The 19,435-nt window shown below is 65.1% G+C and carries 22 protein-coding genes; 11 read left to right on the plus strand and 11 right to left on the minus strand.

From position 1 onward, the window contains the following. Nucleotides 1-15: 15 nt before the first annotated feature. Entirely contained in the window at nt 16-912 is an 897-nt protein-coding gene (locus AC1DRD_RS11615) for a tetratricopeptide repeat protein (protein WP_478031377.1), read from the plus strand. Further along, nucleotides 909-1,523, plus strand: a complete 615-nt coding sequence (locus AC1DRD_RS11620) for an LON peptidase substrate-binding domain-containing protein (RefSeq protein ID WP_478041486.1) — start codon at nt 909-911, stop codon at nt 1,521-1,523. The genes AC1DRD_RS11615 and AC1DRD_RS11620 overlap by 4 nt, the downstream gene beginning before the upstream one ends. A 64-nt stretch (nt 1,524-1,587) precedes the next feature. Here the strand turns inward: AC1DRD_RS11620 and AC1DRD_RS11625 are convergent, their stop codons facing one another. The 3 genes from AC1DRD_RS11625 to AC1DRD_RS11635 form a co-directional block, all read right to left on the minus strand. Then, the gene (locus AC1DRD_RS11625) at nt 1,588-1,752 is read right to left on the minus strand and encodes a hypothetical protein (RefSeq protein ID WP_478041487.1); all 165 of its coding nucleotides are present in this window, start codon (nt 1,750-1,752) and stop codon (nt 1,588-1,590) included. Between the two features lie 192 nt (nt 1,753-1,944). After that, a complete protein-coding gene (locus tag AC1DRD_RS11630; RefSeq protein ID WP_478041488.1) occupies nt 1,945-2,922 on the minus strand; it encodes an agmatine deiminase family protein in 978 nt (325 codons plus the stop codon). Beyond that, nucleotides 2,919-4,562, minus strand: coding sequence for a M28 family metallopeptidase (locus AC1DRD_RS11635; RefSeq protein WP_478031167.1), 1,644 nt, complete (start codon nt 4,560-4,562; stop codon nt 2,919-2,921). The genes AC1DRD_RS11630 and AC1DRD_RS11635 overlap by 4 nt, the downstream gene beginning before the upstream one ends. Nucleotides 4,563-4,781: 219 nt before the next feature. Here AC1DRD_RS11635 and AC1DRD_RS11640 point away from each other — a divergent pair, with 219 nt between their 5' ends. Next, on the plus strand, nt 4,782-6,776 hold the full coding sequence (locus AC1DRD_RS11640; protein WP_478041489.1) for an alpha/beta hydrolase family protein: 1,995 nt from the start codon (nt 4,782-4,784) through the stop codon (nt 6,774-6,776). Nucleotides 6,777-6,787: 11 nt separating this feature from the next. Here the strand turns inward: AC1DRD_RS11640 and AC1DRD_RS11645 are convergent, their stop codons facing one another. From AC1DRD_RS11645 to AC1DRD_RS11680, 8 genes are all read right to left on the minus strand, one after another. Further along, nucleotides 6,788-7,834, minus strand: a complete 1,047-nt coding sequence (locus AC1DRD_RS11645) for a 50S ribosomal protein L11 methyltransferase (RefSeq protein WP_478031164.1) — start codon at nt 7,832-7,834, stop codon at nt 6,788-6,790. A gap of 191 nt (nt 7,835-8,025) precedes the next feature. After that, nucleotides 8,026-8,640 carry a 30S ribosomal protein S4 gene (rpsD, locus tag AC1DRD_RS11650; RefSeq protein ID WP_066808264.1) on the minus strand — a complete coding sequence of 205 codons (615 nt, stop codon included), beginning with the start codon at nt 8,638-8,640 and terminating at the stop codon, nt 8,026-8,028. Nucleotides 8,641-8,824: 184 nt separating this feature from the next. Beyond that, nucleotides 8,825-9,100 (minus strand): hypothetical protein, encoded by a 276-nt coding sequence (locus AC1DRD_RS11655; protein ID WP_478031162.1) that lies wholly within the window; start codon nt 9,098-9,100, stop codon nt 8,825-8,827. Between the two features lie 152 nt (nt 9,101-9,252). Next, the gene (locus tag AC1DRD_RS11660) at nt 9,253-9,543 is read right to left on the minus strand and encodes a hypothetical protein (protein WP_478031161.1); all 291 of its coding nucleotides are present in this window, start codon (nt 9,541-9,543) and stop codon (nt 9,253-9,255) included. A 78-nt stretch (nt 9,544-9,621) separates the two neighbouring features. After that, nucleotides 9,622-10,356 (minus strand): RNA methyltransferase, encoded by a 735-nt coding sequence (locus AC1DRD_RS11665; protein WP_478041490.1) that lies wholly within the window; start codon nt 10,354-10,356, stop codon nt 9,622-9,624. After that, nucleotides 10,349-10,960 carry a class I SAM-dependent methyltransferase gene (locus tag AC1DRD_RS11670; protein WP_478041491.1) on the minus strand — a complete coding sequence of 204 codons (612 nt, stop codon included), beginning with the start codon at nt 10,958-10,960 and terminating at the stop codon, nt 10,349-10,351. Before AC1DRD_RS11670 ends, AC1DRD_RS11665 begins: the two co-directional genes overlap by 8 nt. Nucleotides 10,961-10,983: 23 nt before the next feature. Continuing rightward, nucleotides 10,984-12,219 carry a BtaA family protein gene (locus AC1DRD_RS11675; protein WP_478041492.1) on the minus strand — a complete coding sequence of 412 codons (1,236 nt, stop codon included), beginning with the start codon at nt 12,217-12,219 and terminating at the stop codon, nt 10,984-10,986. 109 nt (nt 12,220-12,328) lie between these two features. Then, nucleotides 12,329-12,886, minus strand: a complete 558-nt coding sequence (locus AC1DRD_RS11680) for a DUF1579 domain-containing protein (RefSeq protein ID WP_478031155.1) — start codon at nt 12,884-12,886, stop codon at nt 12,329-12,331. Between the two features lie 38 nt (nt 12,887-12,924). On the opposite strand from AC1DRD_RS11680, the gene AC1DRD_RS11685 reads away from it, so the two are divergent. The 8 genes from AC1DRD_RS11685 to AC1DRD_RS11720 all read left to right on the plus strand — a co-directional run bounded on the left by AC1DRD_RS11685 (nt 12,925) and on the right by AC1DRD_RS11720 (nt 19,422). Then, nucleotides 12,925-13,752 carry a LytTR family DNA-binding domain-containing protein gene (locus AC1DRD_RS11685; protein ID WP_478041493.1) on the plus strand — a complete coding sequence of 276 codons (828 nt, stop codon included), beginning with the start codon at nt 12,925-12,927 and terminating at the stop codon, nt 13,750-13,752. 59 nt (nt 13,753-13,811) lie between these two features. After that, nucleotides 13,812-14,267: a ribose 5-phosphate isomerase B gene (gene rpiB / locus AC1DRD_RS11690; RefSeq protein ID WP_478031152.1), complete on the plus strand. Its 456-nt coding sequence runs from the start codon at nt 13,812-13,814 to the stop codon at nt 14,265-14,267. Between the two features lie 3 nt (nt 14,268-14,270). After that, nucleotides 14,271-15,584: a serine hydroxymethyltransferase gene (gene glyA / locus AC1DRD_RS11695; protein WP_478041494.1), complete on the plus strand. Its 1,314-nt coding sequence runs from the start codon at nt 14,271-14,273 to the stop codon at nt 15,582-15,584. 3 nt (nt 15,585-15,587) lie between these two features. Further along, nucleotides 15,588-15,902, plus strand: coding sequence for a zinc ribbon domain-containing protein (locus AC1DRD_RS11700; RefSeq protein ID WP_478041495.1), 315 nt, complete (start codon nt 15,588-15,590; stop codon nt 15,900-15,902). 8 nt (nt 15,903-15,910) lie between these two features. Further along, a complete protein-coding gene (locus AC1DRD_RS11705; RefSeq protein WP_066821230.1) occupies nt 15,911-16,123 on the plus strand; it encodes a hypothetical protein in 213 nt (70 codons plus the stop codon). Nucleotides 16,124-16,129: 6 nt separating this feature from the next. Beyond that, nucleotides 16,130-16,594, plus strand: a complete 465-nt coding sequence (gene nrdR / locus AC1DRD_RS11710; RefSeq protein WP_478031148.1) for a transcriptional regulator NrdR — start codon at nt 16,130-16,132, stop codon at nt 16,592-16,594. A gap of 215 nt (nt 16,595-16,809) precedes the next feature. Beyond that, entirely contained in the window at nt 16,810-18,165 is a 1,356-nt protein-coding gene (locus AC1DRD_RS11715) for an MATE family efflux transporter (protein WP_478041496.1), read from the plus strand. A 39-nt stretch (nt 18,166-18,204) separates the two neighbouring features. Then, entirely contained in the window at nt 18,205-19,422 is a 1,218-nt protein-coding gene (locus tag AC1DRD_RS11720) for an argininosuccinate synthase (protein ID WP_478041497.1), read from the plus strand. The last annotated feature ends 13 nt before the right edge of the window (nt 19,423-19,435 follow it).

The raw sequence follows: 19,435 nt of genomic DNA on the forward strand, positions 1-19,435 counted from the left end.
TTGGCTACGCTTGGAATGACCCCGGAGCAAAAGGAAGCCGTCGAGGCATTCCGCCGGGACGTGGTCGAACCGTCGATGAGCAAGCTGGTGATCATCGACTTCTGGGCGGAATGGTGCGGGCCGTGCAAAGCGCTGAGCCCGGTGCTGGAAAAGGTCGCCGCCGATTATGCCGACAAGGGCGTCGTGCTGGCCAAGGTCGATACCGACAAGAACCAGTTCATCGCCGCGCAATTCCAGATCAAGTCGATCCCGACCGTCTATGCGATGTTCCAGGGGCAGTTGATCGCCGACCTGACCAGCGCGCGGACCGAATCGCAATTGAAGGCGATGCTCGACCAGGTGCTTCGCCAATTGCCGGTCGAGAGCGCGGAGGCGCAGCAGGAAGCCGAGATCGAACCATTGGTCGCGGCCGCCGAGCAGATTTTGCACGATGGCGACGCGGAGCGCGCTTTGTCCTATTTCGAGCAGATCGCCGAGATCGCGCCGGATCATCCCGAAGTGGTGTCGGGCCGTGTCCGCGCGCTGGTCTCGCTCGGCCGGCTGGACGACGCCGAGGCAGTGCTCGCCGCCCTGCCCGAAGACGCGGCCAAGGGCGCGGAGATCGATCGCGCCCGCGCTGCGCTCGATCTCGCACGCTCGGCTCCGCCCGCGGAGGATTTGGCGCCATTGATTGCGGCAGCGGAAGCCGATCCGGACAATCTGCAGGCGCGGTTCGATTTGGCCAATGCGCAAATGGCAGCCGGGCAGCGCGATGCCGCCGCCGATTCGTTCCTGGCGATCGTCGCCAAGGATCGCGCCTGGAATGACGGCGCGGCGCGCGCGCAATTCCTGAAGTTGCTCGAAGTGGTCGGGCTGGAGGATCCCTGGGTGTCGGCGCAGCGCCGCCGGCTGTCGGCGATCTTGTTTACGTGACGACGACGCGGCTCTCGATCTTCCCGCTGGCGGGAGCGTTGCTGTTTCCGCGGATGCATCTGCCGCTGCATATCTTCGAGCCGCGCTATTGCGCGATGGTGTCGGCCGCGATGGCGCGCGACCGCCGCATCGGGATGATCCAGCCGCGCGGCGATGGCGATCCTCCGCCGCTATTCGATCTGGGCTGTGTCGGCCGCATCGCCGAGGTCGAGGCGCTCGACGACGGCCGTTACAATATCGTGCTCGAAGGGACGTCGCTGTTCCGAGTCGCGCGCGAGTTGGAAGTCACAACGCCGTTCCGTCAGGTCGAGGCCGAATTGATCCCGCTGCCGCACGAATCGGAGACGCTGTCCTTGGGGCATCGCGCCGCGCTGGAAACCGAATCGCGGCGCTTCGCCGATGCGCAGGGCTATGCGGTCGACTGGGATTCGGTGGCGCGGCTCGACGATGAGGCGTTGGTCAATGGCATCGCCCAGATCGCGCCGTTCGACGCGGCGGCCAAGCAGGCGCTGCTCGAGGCCACCGACCTCGCCGCACGCGCCGAGCTGACCGTGCAATTGATGCAATTCTTCGGCCGCCACGATGGCGAGGATCGCGTCACGCTGCAATAGAATGGCCTGGCCGCACTGCACCTCCGCAGAGGTGAGGAAGCCATCGCGCGACTGATGTAAACGCCTAACGCGCGGAGCAGGTTGAGGCGTTGCCGATCTTGTAGCTCACGAAGACATTCGTGCGCCCTTCCTGCCGATCGATCACGACCTTCATGAACTTGGGCAGCGCAATGAATGTCAGGTTGCGATAATCGGCGAATTTCGCCTGGGTGTCGTTGAACAGCGCCACGCCGGCCCGCGCCGCTTCGATCCGATAGAAAGCGACGACGCTGGCGATCGGCGCATCGGCGGATAGGTGACAGCGGACGTAACACCCCTTGCGTTCGGGCGCCGCGACGATGTGCGCTGGCGCATAGGGTGCGCCGAGACCGAGGCTGGCAGGGCAACGAACGTGGCGGCGAGGAGGATCATCGCGCTGATCTCAAATCGGTATCTGCTGCGAGATACAGTGGAAGCTGCCGCCGCCGGTCAGGATATGGTCGGCGCGTAGACCGACGGTCTTGCGTCCCGGGAACAGCGCGCCGATCGCCTCGACCGCCGTGTCGTCATTTTCGGTGCCGTAGAGCGGCACCACCACGCTGGCATTGCCGATATAGAAGTTCATATAGCTCGCCGGCATGATCTCGTCGTCGCGCAGCACGCGGCCAGGGGACGGGACCGGCACCACCTCGATATCGCCATGCTGGAGCGCGCGCGCGGTGGCGCGTTGATAGACTTGCCAATTGGGGTCGTTCTCGCTCGCTTCGGGAATCGCCAGCCGCCGTGTGCCGACGAAGCGCGCGAGATTATCGACATGCCCGTCGGTATGGTCGTTGAGCAAGCCGTCGCCGAGCCACAGCACTTCGCTATAGCCGAGATCGCGATGGAGCAGTTCCTCGATCTCGGTGCGCGACGTGGATCCGTTGCGGTTGCGATTGAGCAGGCATTGTTCGGTGGTTACCACCAACCCCTCGCCATCGCCGTCGATCGCGCCGCCTTCGAGCACCCAGTTGAAGGTCTCGACCGTCTTGCCGCGCGCCTCGGCCAGCCGCGCGCCGATATCGTCGTCGCCAGGCAGATCATATTTGCCGCCCCAGCCGTTGAACTGGAAATCGGCTGCCACCCCGTCGCCGCGGATGATCGGCCCGGTGTCGCGCAACCAGATGTCGCCGAACGGCTGGATCACGACCTTGGCGATGTCGCCCGCGCGGCGCCGCGCGGCGGCGGCGGCCTCTTCGTCGGCGGCGACCAGCAGCACTTGTTCGCCCTTGCCATCGGCATGGATGGCGCGCGCGAAGGCGGTCACTTCGTCACGCGCGGGTTCGAGATCGAGTTCCCACAATTCGGGGTGGCTGGGAAATCCGATCCACACCGCCTTGTGCGGCGCCCATTCGGGCCGGGGAGGGGCAATCTTGATCATTGGCCAGCGCGCGCCCCGGCGCGGGACCGGTCGCGGATCGCGCGGAATTCGGCTGTCTTGTACCAATTCGGCCAGACCGGCGTGTCGGCGAGCCGGCGCCCGAGCTGGTAATAAAGCGTCAGATCCTGCACCGCGCCCGCCCAGTTCCAATTGGGGTCATATTCGTCCTGCGGCTTGTGGTAGCGGTTCTCGATATAATCGAGCACTGCGGCGTGCCCCTTGGCAACGCCGCCATCGGCCAGATCCTCGCCCGACCCGCCGTCGAACATCGGCACGCCCAATTTGGCGAAGCTGAAATGGTCCGAGCGGAAATAGCCGCCGCGTTCGGGATTGGGTTCGGGCTTCATCACCCGGCCCTGCGCCTCGACCAGCGGCTTCATCAGATCCTCAAGCTCCGATTTGCCCCAGCCCGTGACGACGAAATCCTTCGCCGGCCCGATCACGTTCAATCCGTCCATGTTGACCCCGCCGACCGTCTTGGCGAGCGGGAAGATCGGGTGCTCGGCATAATATTTCGACCCGAGCAGTCCCGATTCCTCGGCAGTGACCGACAGGAAAACCATCGTTCTTTTGGCCGGACCGGCCTTGGCCTGCGCTTCCGCCAGCGCGATCAGCCCGGCCGAGCCCGAGGCATTGTCGAGCGCGCCGTTGCAGATGTCGTCGCCCTTGACCGGGGTGCAATGGCCGAGATGGTCCCAATGCGCCGAATAGATCACCGTCTCGTCGGGCTTTTCGGTCCCCGGCAGGATGCCGATGACGTTCTTCGATGCCTGGCGTTTGATCGTGTTGGTGAAGCCGACCGAGAATTTGATCCCCAGCGGGACGGCCTTGAACCCCTTGACCTTGGCCGCCGCCTGAAGCTGATCGAAATCCTTCCCCGCGCTGGCGAACACCTGTTTGGCCTTGGCGAGCTGCATCCAGCCGATCGCCTGGCTCTGGTCCATATGATCGCCTTTTTCATCGAGCTCGAGCTGCGCGCCCGACCAGCTCGACCGTACCACGCCCCAGCCGTACGCGGCGGGATCGGTATCGTGGACGATGATGACGGCGGCGGCGCCTTCGCGCGCGGCTTCCTCGAACTTGTAGGTCCAGCGGCCGTAATAGGTCATCGCCTTGCCTTCGAAGAGGCCTTGATTGTTGGGCGCCTGCCAATCGGGGTCGTTGACCAGCACGACCACCGTCTTGCCCTTCACATCGACGCCGGCATAATCGTTCCAGCCCTTTTCGGGGGCGTTGATGCCATAACCGACGAACACGACGTCCGAGTTGCGGATGTCGATCTTCGGCGTCACGCGATAGGTCGAGACCACCATATCGTCGCGATAGGTCAGGCTGACCGGTGCCTTGCCGCCGGTGAAGGTCATCGGCGTCATGTTCTCGGCGGTCAGCTGGACCATCGGCACGTCCTGGAACCAGCTGCCTTCATTGCCGGGTTTCAGCCCCGCCGCCTTCATCCGCTCGACCATATAGGCGACCGTCTTGTCCTCGGCGGGCGTGGTCGGCGCGCGTCCCTCGAACGCATCGGAAGACAAGGTTTTGGTGACGTCCTTGAGCGTGTCGACCGAGATGGCGGGGGTGCTCGACTGGGCAAGCGCGGGCGTTGCGGCCAGGACGGCAAGAGAGAGGACGAGACGGCGCATCGGCGACCTTTCGCTAGGGTTGGCCGCTGTCTGGCAGCGCCCCGCCAAGGGCGCAAGCCGGACTATCATCGCCGACCATCGTGGCCTCACGGCCGGTCGGCGCGCGTCGGTCCACTGTTTGGTCCACAACGGAGCAAAAGGGTTGCCACCGGGCGCGCCTTTCCTTGCGAAGTCCGGCGTCATCGTTATTCATCGTGCGATCAAGGGGTTGGGGGACTTATGCGGATATGGGGCTTGGCGGCGGCATTGGGCCTGACGCCCATCGCTATCACGGCAGCCGCGGCACAGGATGCACCTGCCAAATCTTCCAATGACCTGGCTGCCGCATTCGGCGCGCGCGAGGCGGTGCGGCAGATCAGCCTGTCGCCGGACGGCACCAAGGTGGCGATCATCCAGCCGACCAAAGGCCGGGGCTCGGCGCTGATGATCGGTGACCTGGTCAAGGGTGGCGAGTTGAAGGCTATCGTCACCTCGACCGGCAATCCGGACCAGCTGGGCGATTGCCACTGGTCGACCGACACGCGGCTGATCTGCCGCATTGTCATCACTACCAACATCAATGGCGATCGGCTGGGTTTCTCCCGGATTATCGCGGTCGATTCGGATGGCAAGAATCTCAAGCTGCTGAGCGCGCGGACCAGCGACCGCTCGCTGGGGCTGATGCAAAACGGCGGCTCGCTGATCGACTGGGGCGCCGGAGGCAATGGGTCGGCATTGATGACGCGGCTTTTCGTCCCCGAATCGTCGACCGGTACGCACATCGCCGAGAGCCAATCGGGATTGGGGGTCGAATTGATCGATACGACCTCGCTGTCGCGCAAGCAGGTCGAGCCGGCGCGCGACGGTGCGGTCGACTATATCAGCGACGGTCGGGGTAACGTCCGCGTGATGGGCATCCGACCGAAGACCAGTTCGGGGTACGATTCGGACAAGATCATCTATTCCTACCGGACCTCCGACAGCCGAACGTGGAAGCCGCTCACGACGGGAACGTCCGTCGCCGGTCAGGCGGCGGGTTTCCTGCCTTACGCCGTCGATCCGGCGCTCAATGTGGCCTATGGATTCGAAAATCAGGATGGGCGCGCCGCGCTCTACAGCGTCGCGCTCGACGGCAGCCTGACCAAGAAGCTGGTGCTGTCGCGGCCGGATGTCGATGTCGACGATCTCGTCGAAGTGGGTCGGCAGAATCGCGTGGTCGGCGCCACCTATGTCACTGATCGCCGCGAGGCGGTGTTCTTCGACCCCCCACTGAAGGCGCTGCGTATTGCGCTGGGCAAGGCGTTGCCGGGCAAGATCATCACCTTCATCGACGCCAGCGCCGACGAGAGCAAGTTGCTGATGTTCGCCTACAGCGATCTCGATCCCGGACGCTATTATGTGTTCGACAAGAAGACGAGATCGATGGCGGAAGTTCTGTCGTCGCGGCCCGACCTGGACAGCGTCAAGCTCGCGACGGTGAAGCCGGTTACCTACCAAGCCGCGGACGGCACCAGCATTCCCGCTTTTCTGACTCTTCCCGCTGGCAGCGACGGCAAAAACCTGCCCGCGATCGTGATGCCGCATGGCGGGCCAAGCGCGCGCGACGAATGGGGTTTCGATTGGCTCGCGCAATATTTCGTGGCGCGTGGCTATGTCGTTATCCAACCCAATTTCCGTGGATCGACCGGCTATGGCGACGCCTGGTATCAGAAGAACGGATTCCAGTCGTGGCGGACCTCGATCGGCGACGTGAACGATGCCGGACGCTGGCTGGTGAAATCCGGCATCGCCGATCCCAGAAAACTTGCGATCGTCGGCTGGTCTTACGGCGGCTATGCCGCGTTGCAATCGGCGGTGCTCGACCCCGATCTGTTCAAGGCCATCGTCGCGATCGCGCCGGTCACCGACTTGGACGCGCTACGAGACGAGTCGCGCGACTTCACCAATTTCCCTCAGGTCGATGCGCAGATCGGCCACGGTCCGTGGATCGCCGAAGGGTCGCCGGCGCGCAATGCGGGCAAGATCAAGGCGCCTGTGCTGCTGTTCCACGGGGATCGCGACACCAACGTCGGGATCGGCGAGTCGCGATTGATGGCCGGCAAGATCAAAAGCGCGGGTGGCAAGGTTGAATTCGTCGAGTTCAAGGGGCTCGACCATCAACTCGATGACGATACGGCGCGCACGACGATGCTTGGCAAGGCCGACGCTTTCCTGCGCAACGCGATGGGGTTGTAGCGCGGCGTTGGTCAGGCGCGCCGCGCGCTGATCAGCAATTGCGCCGCCACCAGCCGCGCGGTCACCTCGATCGCTTCGCCTGCTACTGTCTCGATCGGTTCGGACAGCGGGTGGATCGGCGCGCCCCAATGCGAACGCGACTCGTCGAATGGGCTGTTTTCGAACGTCACGTCTGCGCCGAAATCGACTCGCAGCCATTGCGCTACCCCGTGGATCACGCCGCCATCGGAGATCAGCGTCGCAGTCTCTTGGGTCGGCCCGAACGACGGCGCCTCGAAGTCCATGGCGAGCAGGCTGGTGGGGCGAGATCGGCGCGTGGCTCCATCGGCGCGCGCCCGCAACACTGCCGGAGAGGGCGCGGCGAGCAGGTTGAAGGGCGACATGTCGAAGCCCTCCACCATGCCAAGCGGCCATTCGGCCGGGTGGTCGAGCGCGACGAGCGCGCACCGCAATTCGGCGCGCGGCGGCAGGATCGGCGCATCGGGCCGGATCAACCGCCCGCGGGCGTCGGTAATGACCCGAACGATGTCATCGCCAAACAACGCGTCGTCGAACAATTCGGACATCAGCAGGTCGGCAGGCTCCGCCAGATCCTGTCCCAATTCCAGGTCGGTCGAATATTTGGAGATGACCGTGATGCGATCGGCCAGCCCATTGCGCTGCGCGATCTCGCGCGCCGCCGCCGCGATCACCGGATTGGCTTCGCAGGTGATGACCTGGGCACCGGCGCGGGCGGCGAGCAGCGACAGCAGCCCGGCCCCGGTACCGATCTCCAATACACGCATTCCCGGGGACACCAGCCTGGCGATCGCTTGGGAGTAACAAGCGTTGCGGGGGCCGTCGCGCAGCATTGGCGCATGCCAGTGCGGTACGCCCGCCGACAGTGCCGCGCGGACCAGGTCGCGCACGTCGGTGTCGTCGGGCGCTGCCGCCACCGCGGCCAGCCCCAGCGCATAAGCGTCGCCGGCGATGCCCTTTGTCTTGAGCGCCTGGCACAGCATCGCCATGGCGAGCGGCTCGTCCGCAACGTGCGGGTATCGTTGCAGAATATCGATCACTTTTCCCCAATGCCGTCGGCCGGTTCGTCCGTTTCGCGACACCAACTTGTGGGTCGGCGCTCGCAACCACACAAGAGAGCTTCGGACAGTCCTAGAATGTTTATCCGTCAACGCAAAAGGGCGGCCCCATAGGGACCGCCCTTTCGCATATCGACGATGTCGTCCAGATCAGCTCACGCCGATCCGTGTCATCAGCGCGAGTAGAATTCGACGACCAGATTCGGTTCCATCTTCACCGGGTACGGCACCTCGTCGAGGGTCGGCACGCGAGTGAAGGTCACCTTGGCATTGCCGTCGGGCGAGACGTAATCGGGAATGTCGCGCTCGGCGAGCTGCTGCGCTTCCATCACCAGCGCCATTTCCTTGGCCTTGGTGCCCAGCGTGATTTCGTCACCGACGAAGCAGCGGCGCGACGCGATGTTGCACTTCACGCCGTTGACGCGGATGTGGCCATGGCTGACCAGCTGGCGCGCGGCGAAGATCGTCGGGGCGAACTTGGCGCGATAGACGATCATGTCGAGGCGCTGTTCGAGCAGGCCGATCAGGTTCTGCGAAGTATCGCCCTTCATCCGGGCGGCCTCGTGATAGCAATGCCGGAACTGCTTCTCGGTCACGTCGCCGTAATAGCCCTTGAGCTTCTGCTTGGCGCGCAGCTGGATGCCGAAGTCCGACATCTTGCCCTTGCGGCGCTGACCATGCTGGCCGGGGCCGTATTCGCGCTTGTTCACCGGGGACTTGGGACGACCCCAGATGTTTTCGCCCATCCGGCGGTCGAGCTTGTGCTTGGCGCTGGAGCGCTTCGACATAAATATTCCTTTGCAATTGCCAACAACGACGCCGCCCGAAGGCGGCGCTAATTCCGGTCATCGCTCTGCTGAGATCAGGAGATCGGCAGGGCCACCGCTTCACCGGAAGTGCGGGGCCGTTTGCGAAGGGCGCGCCTCTCGCAGAGGCGTCCGCTAGAGTCAAGCCTCAGTGGTGGGGTCGGCCTTATTGTCGGACGACCTGACCATTATTCTGGAGCGTTTGCGAACGCTGCATCGCATCGTCTCTGACGCGCGCATTGTCAGAATCGATCCGGCTCCAATCGGCCTTGGTATGACACGTCACATGGCCACCGAGGATCGAGCCGGTGGCTGGACCGTCGCGGCGGCAAGTCTTCTTTTCCTTGACGGGTGCCGGCGCGGCTGCGTCGGTAGCGGACTGAGCGATCGCCGGAGCAACGAACAACATGGCGGGTACTGCCGCCATCATCTTGAAATGCATTAGTAACTCCCCTGGTTGGATTGCTTATCCGACTATCGTGTCCGTCACTGGAGCGAAGGCCAAAGCGGCTGGGGCGCTCATCACCAACCTGGCGAAGCGCCTGGACCCAGCGCGCCTCCGTCGTTCGACGACGGGCAGCGTTCGATGAAGTGTCAGTGTGCGTCCGACGCACCGCTGCCTGAGGTGAGCCCGTCGCCCGAGCGCACGCCGGGCATGGGCGCCCGTTCGGCGTTGGGATCGACGCCGGTGCCGTCGATTTTCGCCCATTCGTCCTTGGTGTGGCACGAACTGCGCATCATGTTCGAACCGGGAAACGGCTCGAGCGGGCGACAGATTTTCTTTTCCTTTTTCGGCTTGGGCGCCGGCGCCGTATCGCCGGTTTGGGCGAAAGCGGGAACGGTCAGCAGCGCAAGGCCCGCAGCTGCCATCATCTTGAAACGCATGTATAACTCCGAAGTGAGAGCGGCTTTACTTGGCGCGAAGCTGTATCGGTTCCCTAGCGCCGAAGGAAGTCAAAAACGTCAGCCTCGCTGACGCGGATTGGCAAGTGCCGACAAGACGCCGCGCAATGTCCGCACTTCCTGGCTCGACCAACCGGGCTTGGTCAACAGCGTGCGTAATGTCCGTTTCGTCGTCGGCACGCGATCGGGCGGGAAATAGAAGCCGGCACCCTCCAGCATCGCGTCGAGCTGGCCGATCATGCCGTCGAGCTCTTCCTGCGGCGCGGGTAGCGGCAGGTCGGTGTCGGTCGGCTGCGCGAGCGACACGCTTTTCGACCATTCGTACGCGACCAGGATCACCGCCTGGGCGAGATTGAGGCTGCCGAACGCGGGATTGATCGGCACGGTGACGATCGTCCGCGCGACCGCGACATCGTCGGTTTCCAGCCCCGAGCGCTCGGGCCCGAACAGGATCGCCGACCGGCCTGCTTGCTCATGGATCTCGCGCGCCGCGGCCTCGGGAGTCATCACCGGCTTGGTGACGCCGCGTTTCCTGACGGTGGTCGCATAGACATGAGGGCAATCGGCGACCGCCTCGGCGACACTGTCGAATACCCGCGCACGTTCGAGCACCACGTCGGCACCCGATGCCGCCGGTCCCGCCTGCGGGTTGGGCCAGCCGTCGCGCGGGGCCACCAGCCGCATCTCGGTCAGCCCGAAATTGAGCATGGCGCGTGCCGCTTTGCCGATATTCTCACCAAGCTGGGGACGGACGAGGACGATAATCGGCTGATGAAGGTCGGTAAGCTCAGTCACGAGTGAGGCGCGCGCTCCAGGCATAGCCACGATAGAGCGTGCGGTGTTGCGCGTTCAGCCCGATCTTGTCCACCACCTCGAACAGCTCGGCGCGCGGGCTGACATCGAACTTGCCGAGCCAGGCGAACAGCATCGCGCGAAACCAGCGCGGCAGGCGTTCCTGCTGCCCGAAATCGACGATGTCGAGCCGCCCGCCGGGCGCGAGCTTGCTTGCCGCCTCGCGGATCGCGCCGGTCCAGTCGGGGATCATCGACAGGGTGTAGGATTGGAACACGCGATCGAATTCGGCGCGGCCGAACATGCCCTTCGCATCGAACGCGGTGGCATCGCCCAGCGCGAAAGCGATGCGATCGCTCAGTCCCTCCTTGGCGACATTGGCGCGCGCGGTCTCGAGCATCGCCTCCGAGATATCGACACCGTAATAATGCGCGTCGGGCCAGCGCCGCGCGGCAACGATCAGATTGCGCCCGGTGCCGCACCCCGCCTCGAGCACGCTGCCGCCCGGCGGAGGCGCGAGGCCCTCGATCAGCGCGTCACGTCCCAACAAGTAATATTTGCGGGTGAGGTCGTAAAAGTGGCGCTGGGAGCGATAGATCGCGTCCATCTGCGCCGCATGCGGCTGCTCGCTCAGGCGGCGTCCCCCAGCACGTAGAGATGCACGCCGCCATAGATCGAGGAACGATCGCGCCGGGTGTAATCGAGCGAGTCCTCGGCGCGATAGGTCCAGCGCCCGAGCACCGCGTCGGGCACGCGGCCCGGCAGGATGGTCGGCTCGCCCGCGGTGCGGAACAGCACGCGCGATCCCGGCCGCGCGGTGCGGGTGATCTCGGTCCACAAATCGGTCAATTGCTCGTCGGTCATCCAATCCTGCGCATCGAGCAGGATGTAGCGATCGAGCGAGGCATCGGGCTGGCGCTTGAGGAACTCACTATAGTTTGAATGGAGGATTTCCATCCGGTCGAGCCGGTCGACGACATCGGCGTAATTGTCGGCCTGGAGATAGGGCGGCAGCGGTGCCTCCGGCCCTTCGCCATAACCGCGGCCGAACGCTTGCCAGGCGAAATAATTGTCCTTGAGGTCGAAGTCGCAAGCGAGCTTTTCGAGCCGCTCGCGCAACACCGTCGCCATCTTGGCGTCACCGGCCAGCGCTTCGTACTGAGCGGGCGGGATGCCGAGCCCGAACAAGGACGCCGGCTGGTCGGTCAGCCAGCGCACGAACGCCTTGTCGAAGAACGGCGCATATTCGCGGTCGAATATCTCGCGCTGTTCCTCGATCGTATTGGCCTTGAGGATCGCCTTGGGATCGAGCCCGTGGAGCCGTGCCAGCATATGCGCCGCGCCGATGAAGCCGCCGAGCAGGCCGCGCTTGTACAGCCCCTTGGCGAACCCGCCGATGCGGCGGCGGCCGATCAGGTCGCGGCTTTCCCAATAATGCCGCGTCGGCTCATCGAGATGCGGGCGGATATAGCTCTTGTACGCCGCGATGTTCGCCTTGGTGTTGGCTTCGGCGAAGAAGCGGTGGAAAGCATCGTAATCGGGCAGATGGCGGGCTGCTGCGAGCTTCAATTTGTTGAGCGCGATATGCGCGGTGTTGAGGTCGACCGCGGTGATCCGGCGCGGATTGGCGGTCAGATAGCTGAGCGCGTTGCACCCGCCCGAGGCGATCGTCACGACGTGATTGTCGGGCTGGATCGCCAGCGCTTCCATATCGACCGAGGGATCTTCCCAGATCTGCGCATAGACCAGGCCGCGGAAGGCGAAGGTGAAGGCGCGTTCGAGAATGCCCTGCTTGGTCAGATGGTCGTGGCGGTGGACCGCATCCTGGACGGCGCGGTTCTTTTGCGGAGCAAGGGCAGTGGCCATATGAAGTGTCCCAGAGGGTGCGCGGCCTTACCGCGCGCGACCTTTTCGCGCTAGGGCAATCCGGTGACGTTTCGATGACGCCCCCCGGACTCGCGATGGGGCGAGGCGATCACGGGGTCATTGCCCCGCCATCGGGCCAGCTGGTGTCGCTGACCCGGGTCAGGTGCATCTCGAAGAATTGCACCGGTGGTTGACCCGTCACGACGCGCTCGCCGATCTCGGTCCACACCTTGTCCTTGAACGTCGCGGTGTAGCGGATCGTCGCCGGGCCGGCAGGAACCTCCCAGACATAGCCGTCGGCGGTCGGCGTGATGACGAAGTCGCCGGCATGACCAAGCGCATAAGAGCGGAAATTGTAAGCTTTCTTCGTCGGTTCGTACGAAATCACTGCGAAGGCATTGAAGCCGATCGACCCGTCGGCATTGAACGACCGGCCCTCGATCACCCTCAAGCTCCCCCCAAGCATGGTGCCGATGCGCTCGGTATGCGTGACTTTATGCTCGCCGCTCGGCCCGCGCGTCGTTGCGGTGCCGCGCCAGGTGCCGTCCATCCAGGCGAATTTGCCCGCTGCGTCCTTCTGCGCAGCGATCGTGGCGGGATCGGCTTGCTGCGCGCTCGCCGGTACCGTCATGATTAGAGCCAACGTCCCCAGGATAATCCGCCGCATATGGTCCTCCGCGTCGCTTCGTGGCAGCGTCGGCCGCGATGGCGACGCTTTCCCCTGATCAGCCGAAACGACAACGGCCGCGCAATCGCGGCTTCGCCAATGCCGCACGCAATTTCGCGAACCATGTGGTCGCTTTGCCGGGTTTCGTGCCGCTGACGGCGAGCGGGCTCGCGGCGATCGTTCTGGCGACGATCACCGGGGCGTTCGGGACGATCGCGATGGCCTATCCGGCGCGGTTCGGTTTCTGGTCGCTGCTGATCGGCTGGAACATCGCCAAATGGATCGTCTGGTTCGCCTGGCGGGTGCGGCGCCCGCGGGACTGGCGGCGAGCCGCGGTGCTCGGGGCTTTGGCCATCAACCTGCCGCTGCCGCTCGAAATCCCGCTCGCGCTCCGTTTGTTCGGGGTCAGTACCGCAATCGATCCCGCACGGACCTGGATCGAGGCGGCGGCGATCAGCGTCACCTTATTCGTCGCCTTGTTCCTGGCGCGGCGGGCGGGCCCAGCGAAAGCTGTCATTCCCGCCGACACCGGCATCCTGTTTCGCGCGGGCGTCCGCGACCTCGCCGAGGTGCACGGCCTGCGTGCCGAGGATCATTACTGCCGCGTCCATCTCGGCGACGGACGGACTCTATTGGTGCTGGCGCGGTTCGCCGATCTACGCGCCGAACTGGCGGGGATCGACGGCGAGCAGGTTCATCGCGGCGCGTGGATCGCCGCCGCGGGCATGGACGGCGCGGTGCGCGACGGGCGCGCCTGGCGGCTGGTGCTGGTCCACGGGACGCGGCTGCCGGTCAGCGACACCTACCTTTCCGCGGTCCGCGCGCGCGGCTGGCTGAAGATAAAACCCAAAGTCGGGGTGGCGTAACCCGCGACGGATCGGTAAGGGCGTCTCACACGACAGCTCAAAGGACCCGCGCCCAGTTCATGCGCATCGCCATCGCGTCCGATCATGCCGCCATCGCCCTCAAGGCGACGCTTGCGGAATGGTTGCGTGCGGCCGGGCATGAAGTCGACGATCTGGGTCCGCACGACGGCGCGAGCGTCGATTATCCCGATTACGGCTACAAGCTCGCCGAGGCGGTCGCCAGTGGTGCGGCCGAACGCGGGGTCGCCTTGTGCGGATCCGGCATTGGCATTTCGATCGCGGTCAATCGCAATCCCAAGGTTCGCTGCGCGCTCGTCTCCGAACCTTTGTCTGCCGCGCTTGCCCGCGAACATAACGACGCCAACGCGATCGCGATCGGCGCGCGGCTGACCGGCGAGGCGATGGCGATCGCTTGCCTCGAAGCCTTTCTATCCACCCCCTTTGCCGGGGGCCGCCACCAGCACCGGGTCGACAAGCTCGGCCATCCCACGCCAGCAGAACCAACGAAAGCCTGAACGATGAGCACGAATCCCAGCACGCTCCACGACGTCCAGCCCGACGGCTATTTCACTCGCGGCCTGGCCGAGGCCGATCCCGCGGTGTTCGCCGGCGTGCGCCACGAACTCGCCCGCGAGCAGAACCAGATCGAGCTGATCGCGTCGGAGAATATCGTCTCGAAAGCGGTGCTCGAGGCGCAGGGATCGGTGTTCACCAACAAATATGCCGAAGGCTATCCGGGCAAGCGTTACTATCAAGGCTGCCACCCGTCGGACGAAGTCGAGCAGTTGGCGATCGATCGCGCCAAGGAAGTGTTCGGCTGCGAGTTCGCCAACGTCCAGCCGCATTCGGGCGCGCAGGCGAACGGTGCGGTGATGCTCGCTCTCGTCAAGCCGGGCGAGACGATCATGGGGCTCAGCCTCGATTCGGGCGGGCACCTGACTCACGGCGCCAAGGCGGCGATGTCGGGCAAGTGGTTCAACGCGGTGCAATATGGCGTCGACGCCACGACGCATCTGATCGACTTCGACGAGGTTGCGGCCAAGGCGCGCGAGCACCAGCCCAAATTAATCATCGCCGGCGGCTCGGCCTATCCGCGCCAGATCGACTTCGCCAGGTTCCGCGCGATCGCCGATGAAGTGGGCGCGATCTTCATGGTCGACATGGCCCATTTCGCCGGGCTGGTCGCGGGCGGCGTCCACCCGACCCCGTTCGGCCACGCCCATGTCGTCACCACGACGACGCACAAGACCTTGCGCGGCCCGCGCGGCGGTGCCGTCTTCACCAATGACGAGGCGATCGCCAAGAAGATCAACTCGGCGGTGTTCCCCGGACTGCAGGGCGGCCCGCTGATGCACGTCATCGCCGCCAAGGCGGTCGCGTTCGGCGAGGCGCTGCGTCCCGACTTCAAGCTCTATGCCGCGGCGATCATCGAGAATGCCAAGGTGCTGGCGGCGACCTTGGCCGAACGCGGCGCGGCGGTCGTCTCGGGCGGCACCGACACGCACCTCGCGCTGATCGACCTGACCCCGCTGGGCGTGACCGGCAAGGACGCCGACGAAGCGCTCGAGCGCGCGGGCATCACCTGCAACAAGAACGGCATCCCCAACGACCCGCTCCCCCCGGTCAAGACCAGCGGCATCCGCGTCGGATCGCCCGCCGGTACTACCCGCGGATTCGGTCCCGCCGAGTTCCGCGAGATCGGCAATATGGTCGCCGACGTGCTCGATGGCCTGGCCAAAAATGGCGAGCAGGGCGACGCTCAAGTCGAAATGGCTGTGCGTGACCGTGTTAATGCACTATGTCACCGATTCCCGATTTATCCGGAAGGCTGAGACATGACCGAAGACAATCTGAAGCGGATGTGCACGCATTGCGACGCGGCACTGCCCGACGGCGCCAAATTCTGCCCGGCGTGCGGCGTCGCGACCGGCGACGGTTCGACCACCTATGAAGAAGCCAAGGCGTTCGTGATGAACAGCGCGTCCGAGGCCGAAAAGACCGCGCGCGAGCTGATGAAGAACGAGGATGCGCAGAAGATCGCGGGTGCCGCGGCGGTTGGCGCGGTGGCGGCGATCGTGCTGCCGATCTCGATGGTGACGGGCGCGGTGATCGGCGCCGGAATCATGGCGTATAATCGATTCGCCAAATAAGGAGACGTATGAGTTCTTCGGACGAAACGCTCGCGGCGGCCCGCGCCGCCCTTCACCGCTCGCGCGCCGGTGAGCCCGAACCGGGCGTTGGCGGTGCGATGAAGCGCGGTGCGGTACTGGGGGCGATCGTCTCGCTGCCAGTCGCGGGCATCGGCGTGATCGGCGGCGCGGTGATCGGCGCCGGTGCCGCCGCGCTCGACAGACTCACGAAGAAGGACTGATCGACCTTGCGTTGCCCCTTTTGCGGCCACGAAGACAGCCAGGTCAAGGATTCGCGCCCGACCGAGGACGGCGCGGCGATCCGCCGCCGGCGGCAATGCGAGGGCTGCGCGGCGCGCTTCACCACGTTCGAGCGCATCCAGCTGCGCGACCTGGTCGTGCTCAAGAGCGACGATCGCCGCCAACCGTTCGACCGCGAGAAATTGATGCGCTCGATCTCGGTGGCGACACGCAAGCGCCCGATCGATCCCGTGCGCATCGAGAAACTGGTGTCGGGCATCCAGCGCCAGCTCGAGACGACGGGCGACCCCGAAATCCCCGCGCAGCAGATCGGCCAGATGGTGATGGAAGGGCTCAAGGGCCTCGATTCGGTCGCCTATATCCGCTTCGCCAGCGTCTATAAGGACTTCACCGAGGCGAAGGATTTCGAGGAATTCGCCGGGAGCGTGAGCGAGATCGGGGCGAAGCCTTAGGGCTGCGTGGTCGCGCTGGCGGCCCCTGTCTGCCCAGCGCTTGCCAAACAATCCGTCGTCACCCCGGGCTTGTCCCGGGGTCCACCTTGCCCCGACCCCTGGGCCGAGCGGTTCAGTGGATGCCGGCACAAGGCCGGCATGACGACCAGTTTTGAGCCCGTCCGCTCGCCAATCTCGACGTGACGCCGGCTGCACCGCCGATTAGGCACACCCCCATGACCGCCTCCGCGATCACCCGCCGCTCGATCGCAGCGCAGGCCTGGCCGATCATGATCGGGCAGATCACGGTGCCGCTGGTCGGGCTGGTCGACACCGCGATCATCGGCCGGACCGGCGATGCGGTGGCGCTGGCGGCGGTCGCGCTCGGCAGTTTCGTCGTCACTTTCCTGTTCTGGACCTTCGGCTTCCTGCGGATGGGGATGACCGGTCTGACCGCGCAGGCCGAGGGTGCCAAGGACGCGGTCGAGGTTCGTGCGCTACTGATCCGCGGCATCGCTCTTGGGCTCGGACTCGGCGCGGCGCTGCTCGCGCTCCAGATTGTGCTCATCCCGCTCGCTTTTCGTATCTTCGCGGGCTCGGGCGAGCTCGACAGCGTGGCGGAGGGGTTCGTTGCCGCTCGCCTGTTCGGCGCACCCGCCGCGCTGGCCGGCTTCGCCATCAACGGCTGGCTGCTCGGATTGGGGCGGACGCGCGCGGCCTTGCTGCTCCAATTGGTGATGAACGCCGCCAACATCGCGCTCGATTTGATCTTCGTCTGGCATTTCGGCTGGGGCGCGCGCGGCGTCGGGTTCGGTACGTCGAGCGCGGAGTGGATCGCGCTCGCCACCGGCCTCGCCATCGCCGCTGTCGTGCTCGGGCGCGATGGCCGCACCGCGATCCGCAGCGAAGCGGCGCGCGCCTTCGATCCGGCCGCGCTCAAGCGGCTGTTCGGGGTCAATGCCGACATCATGGTCCGCACAATCGCCTTGCTGATCCTGTTCGGCTGGTTCGCCAATGCCGGCGCCCGATTGGGACCGGTCCAGCTCGGCGCCAACCATGTCCTGTCGCAATTCGTCGGCCTGGCGGCCTATGTGCTCGACGGCTTCGCCTTCACCGCCGAATCGCGTGTCGGCCAGGCGATAGGGGCAAAGTCGCGGATTGATTTCCTCCGTGCGATCCGGCTGACCGGCGAATTCTCCTTCGCCAGCGGTTTCGTCTTCGTCGCGGCGATCGGCCTGGGCGGGCGCTGGCTGGTCGAGCTGATGACCAGCAACCCGCACGTGCAGGAACGCGCGCTGGCGTTTGCCCCGTTCGCCGCGCTGCTGCCGCTGATCGGCGCGCCAGCCTGGCTGCTCGACGGCATCTTCATCGGCGCGACGCGAGGCAAGGCGTTGAGAAACGCCGCGATCCTGTCGACGGGCTTGTACATCGCGACCGATCTCGCGATGCGCCCCTGGGGAGCGCTCGGCGTGTGGATCGCACTGACCATGAGCTATGTCTATCGCGCTGGCGCGCTCGCTTTGTGGTGGCCGGGGCTGCTCAAGGACGTCGGAACGCCTCCGCCGCTTGCGGAACCGTCCCCCGGGACTTAGACGCGCTCGCGATTCCCCAATTCAGCGTTCGGAGCCGCCATGTCGGAAAAGATCAATCGTGTCGTCCTTGCTTACTCGGGCGGCCTCGACACCAGCGTCATCCTCAAATGGCTCCAGCAGACCTATCAATGCGAGGTGGTGACCTTCACCGCGGATCTCGGCCAAGGCGAGGAACTCGAGCCCGCGCGCAAGAAGGCCGAGATGGCGGGGGTCAAGCCCGAGCATATCTTCATCGACGATCTGCGCGAGGAATTCGTCAAGGATTACGTCTTCCCGGTGATGCGCGCCAATGCGCTCTACGAGGGCCTGTATCTGCTCGGCACCTCGATCGCGCGGCCGCTGATCGCCAAGCGCCAGATCGAGATCGCCAAGCAAGTCAATGCCGATGCGGTCAGCCACGGCGCCACCGGCAAGGGCAACGACCAGGTCCGCTTCGAGCTCGGCTATTACGCGCTCGCCCCCGACATCAAGGTGATCGCGCCGTGGCGCGAATGGGACCTGACCAGCCGCACCCGGCTGATCGAATTCGCCGAACAGCACCAGATCCCGGTTTCCAAGGACAAGCGCGGCGAGGCGCCGTTCTCGACCGACGCCAACCTCCTCCACACCTCGTCCGAGGGCAAGGTGCTCGAGGATCCGTGGGAAGAAGTCCCCGATTACGTCTATTCGCGCACCGACAATCCCGAGGACGCGCCCGACACGCCCGAAATCATCACGATCGATTTCGAGCGCGGCGACGGCGTCGCGTTGAACGGCGAGGGCATGTCCCCCGCGACGCTCCTCACCAAGCTCAACGAGCTGGGCAAGCGCCATGGCATCGGCCGCCTCGACCTGGTCGAGAACCGCTTCGTCGGGATGAAATCGCGCGGCATGTACGAGACGCCGGGCGGCACGATCTATCACCTCGCGCATCGCGGCATCGAGCAGCTGACGCTCGACCGCGGCGCTGCCCACCTCAAGGACGAGCTTGCGCCGCGTTATGCTGAGCTGATCTATAACGGCTTCTGGTTCTCGCCCGAGCGCGAAATGCTCCAGGCGGCGATCGACCACAGCCAGGAAAAGGTCACCGGCACGGTGCGGCTCAAGCTCTACAAGGGCGGGGTCTATGTGATCGGGCGCAAATCGCCTTATTCGCTCTACAGCGAGAAGGTCGTGACCTTCGAAGACGATCAGGGCGCGTACGATCAGCGCGATGCGGCAGGGTTCATCAAATTGAACGCGCTGCGGTTGCGGTTGCTCGGGCGGCGGGATCGCTGAGCCAGCATCCGTC

The organism is Sphingomonas sp. P4_G2 (assembly GCF_056401155.1).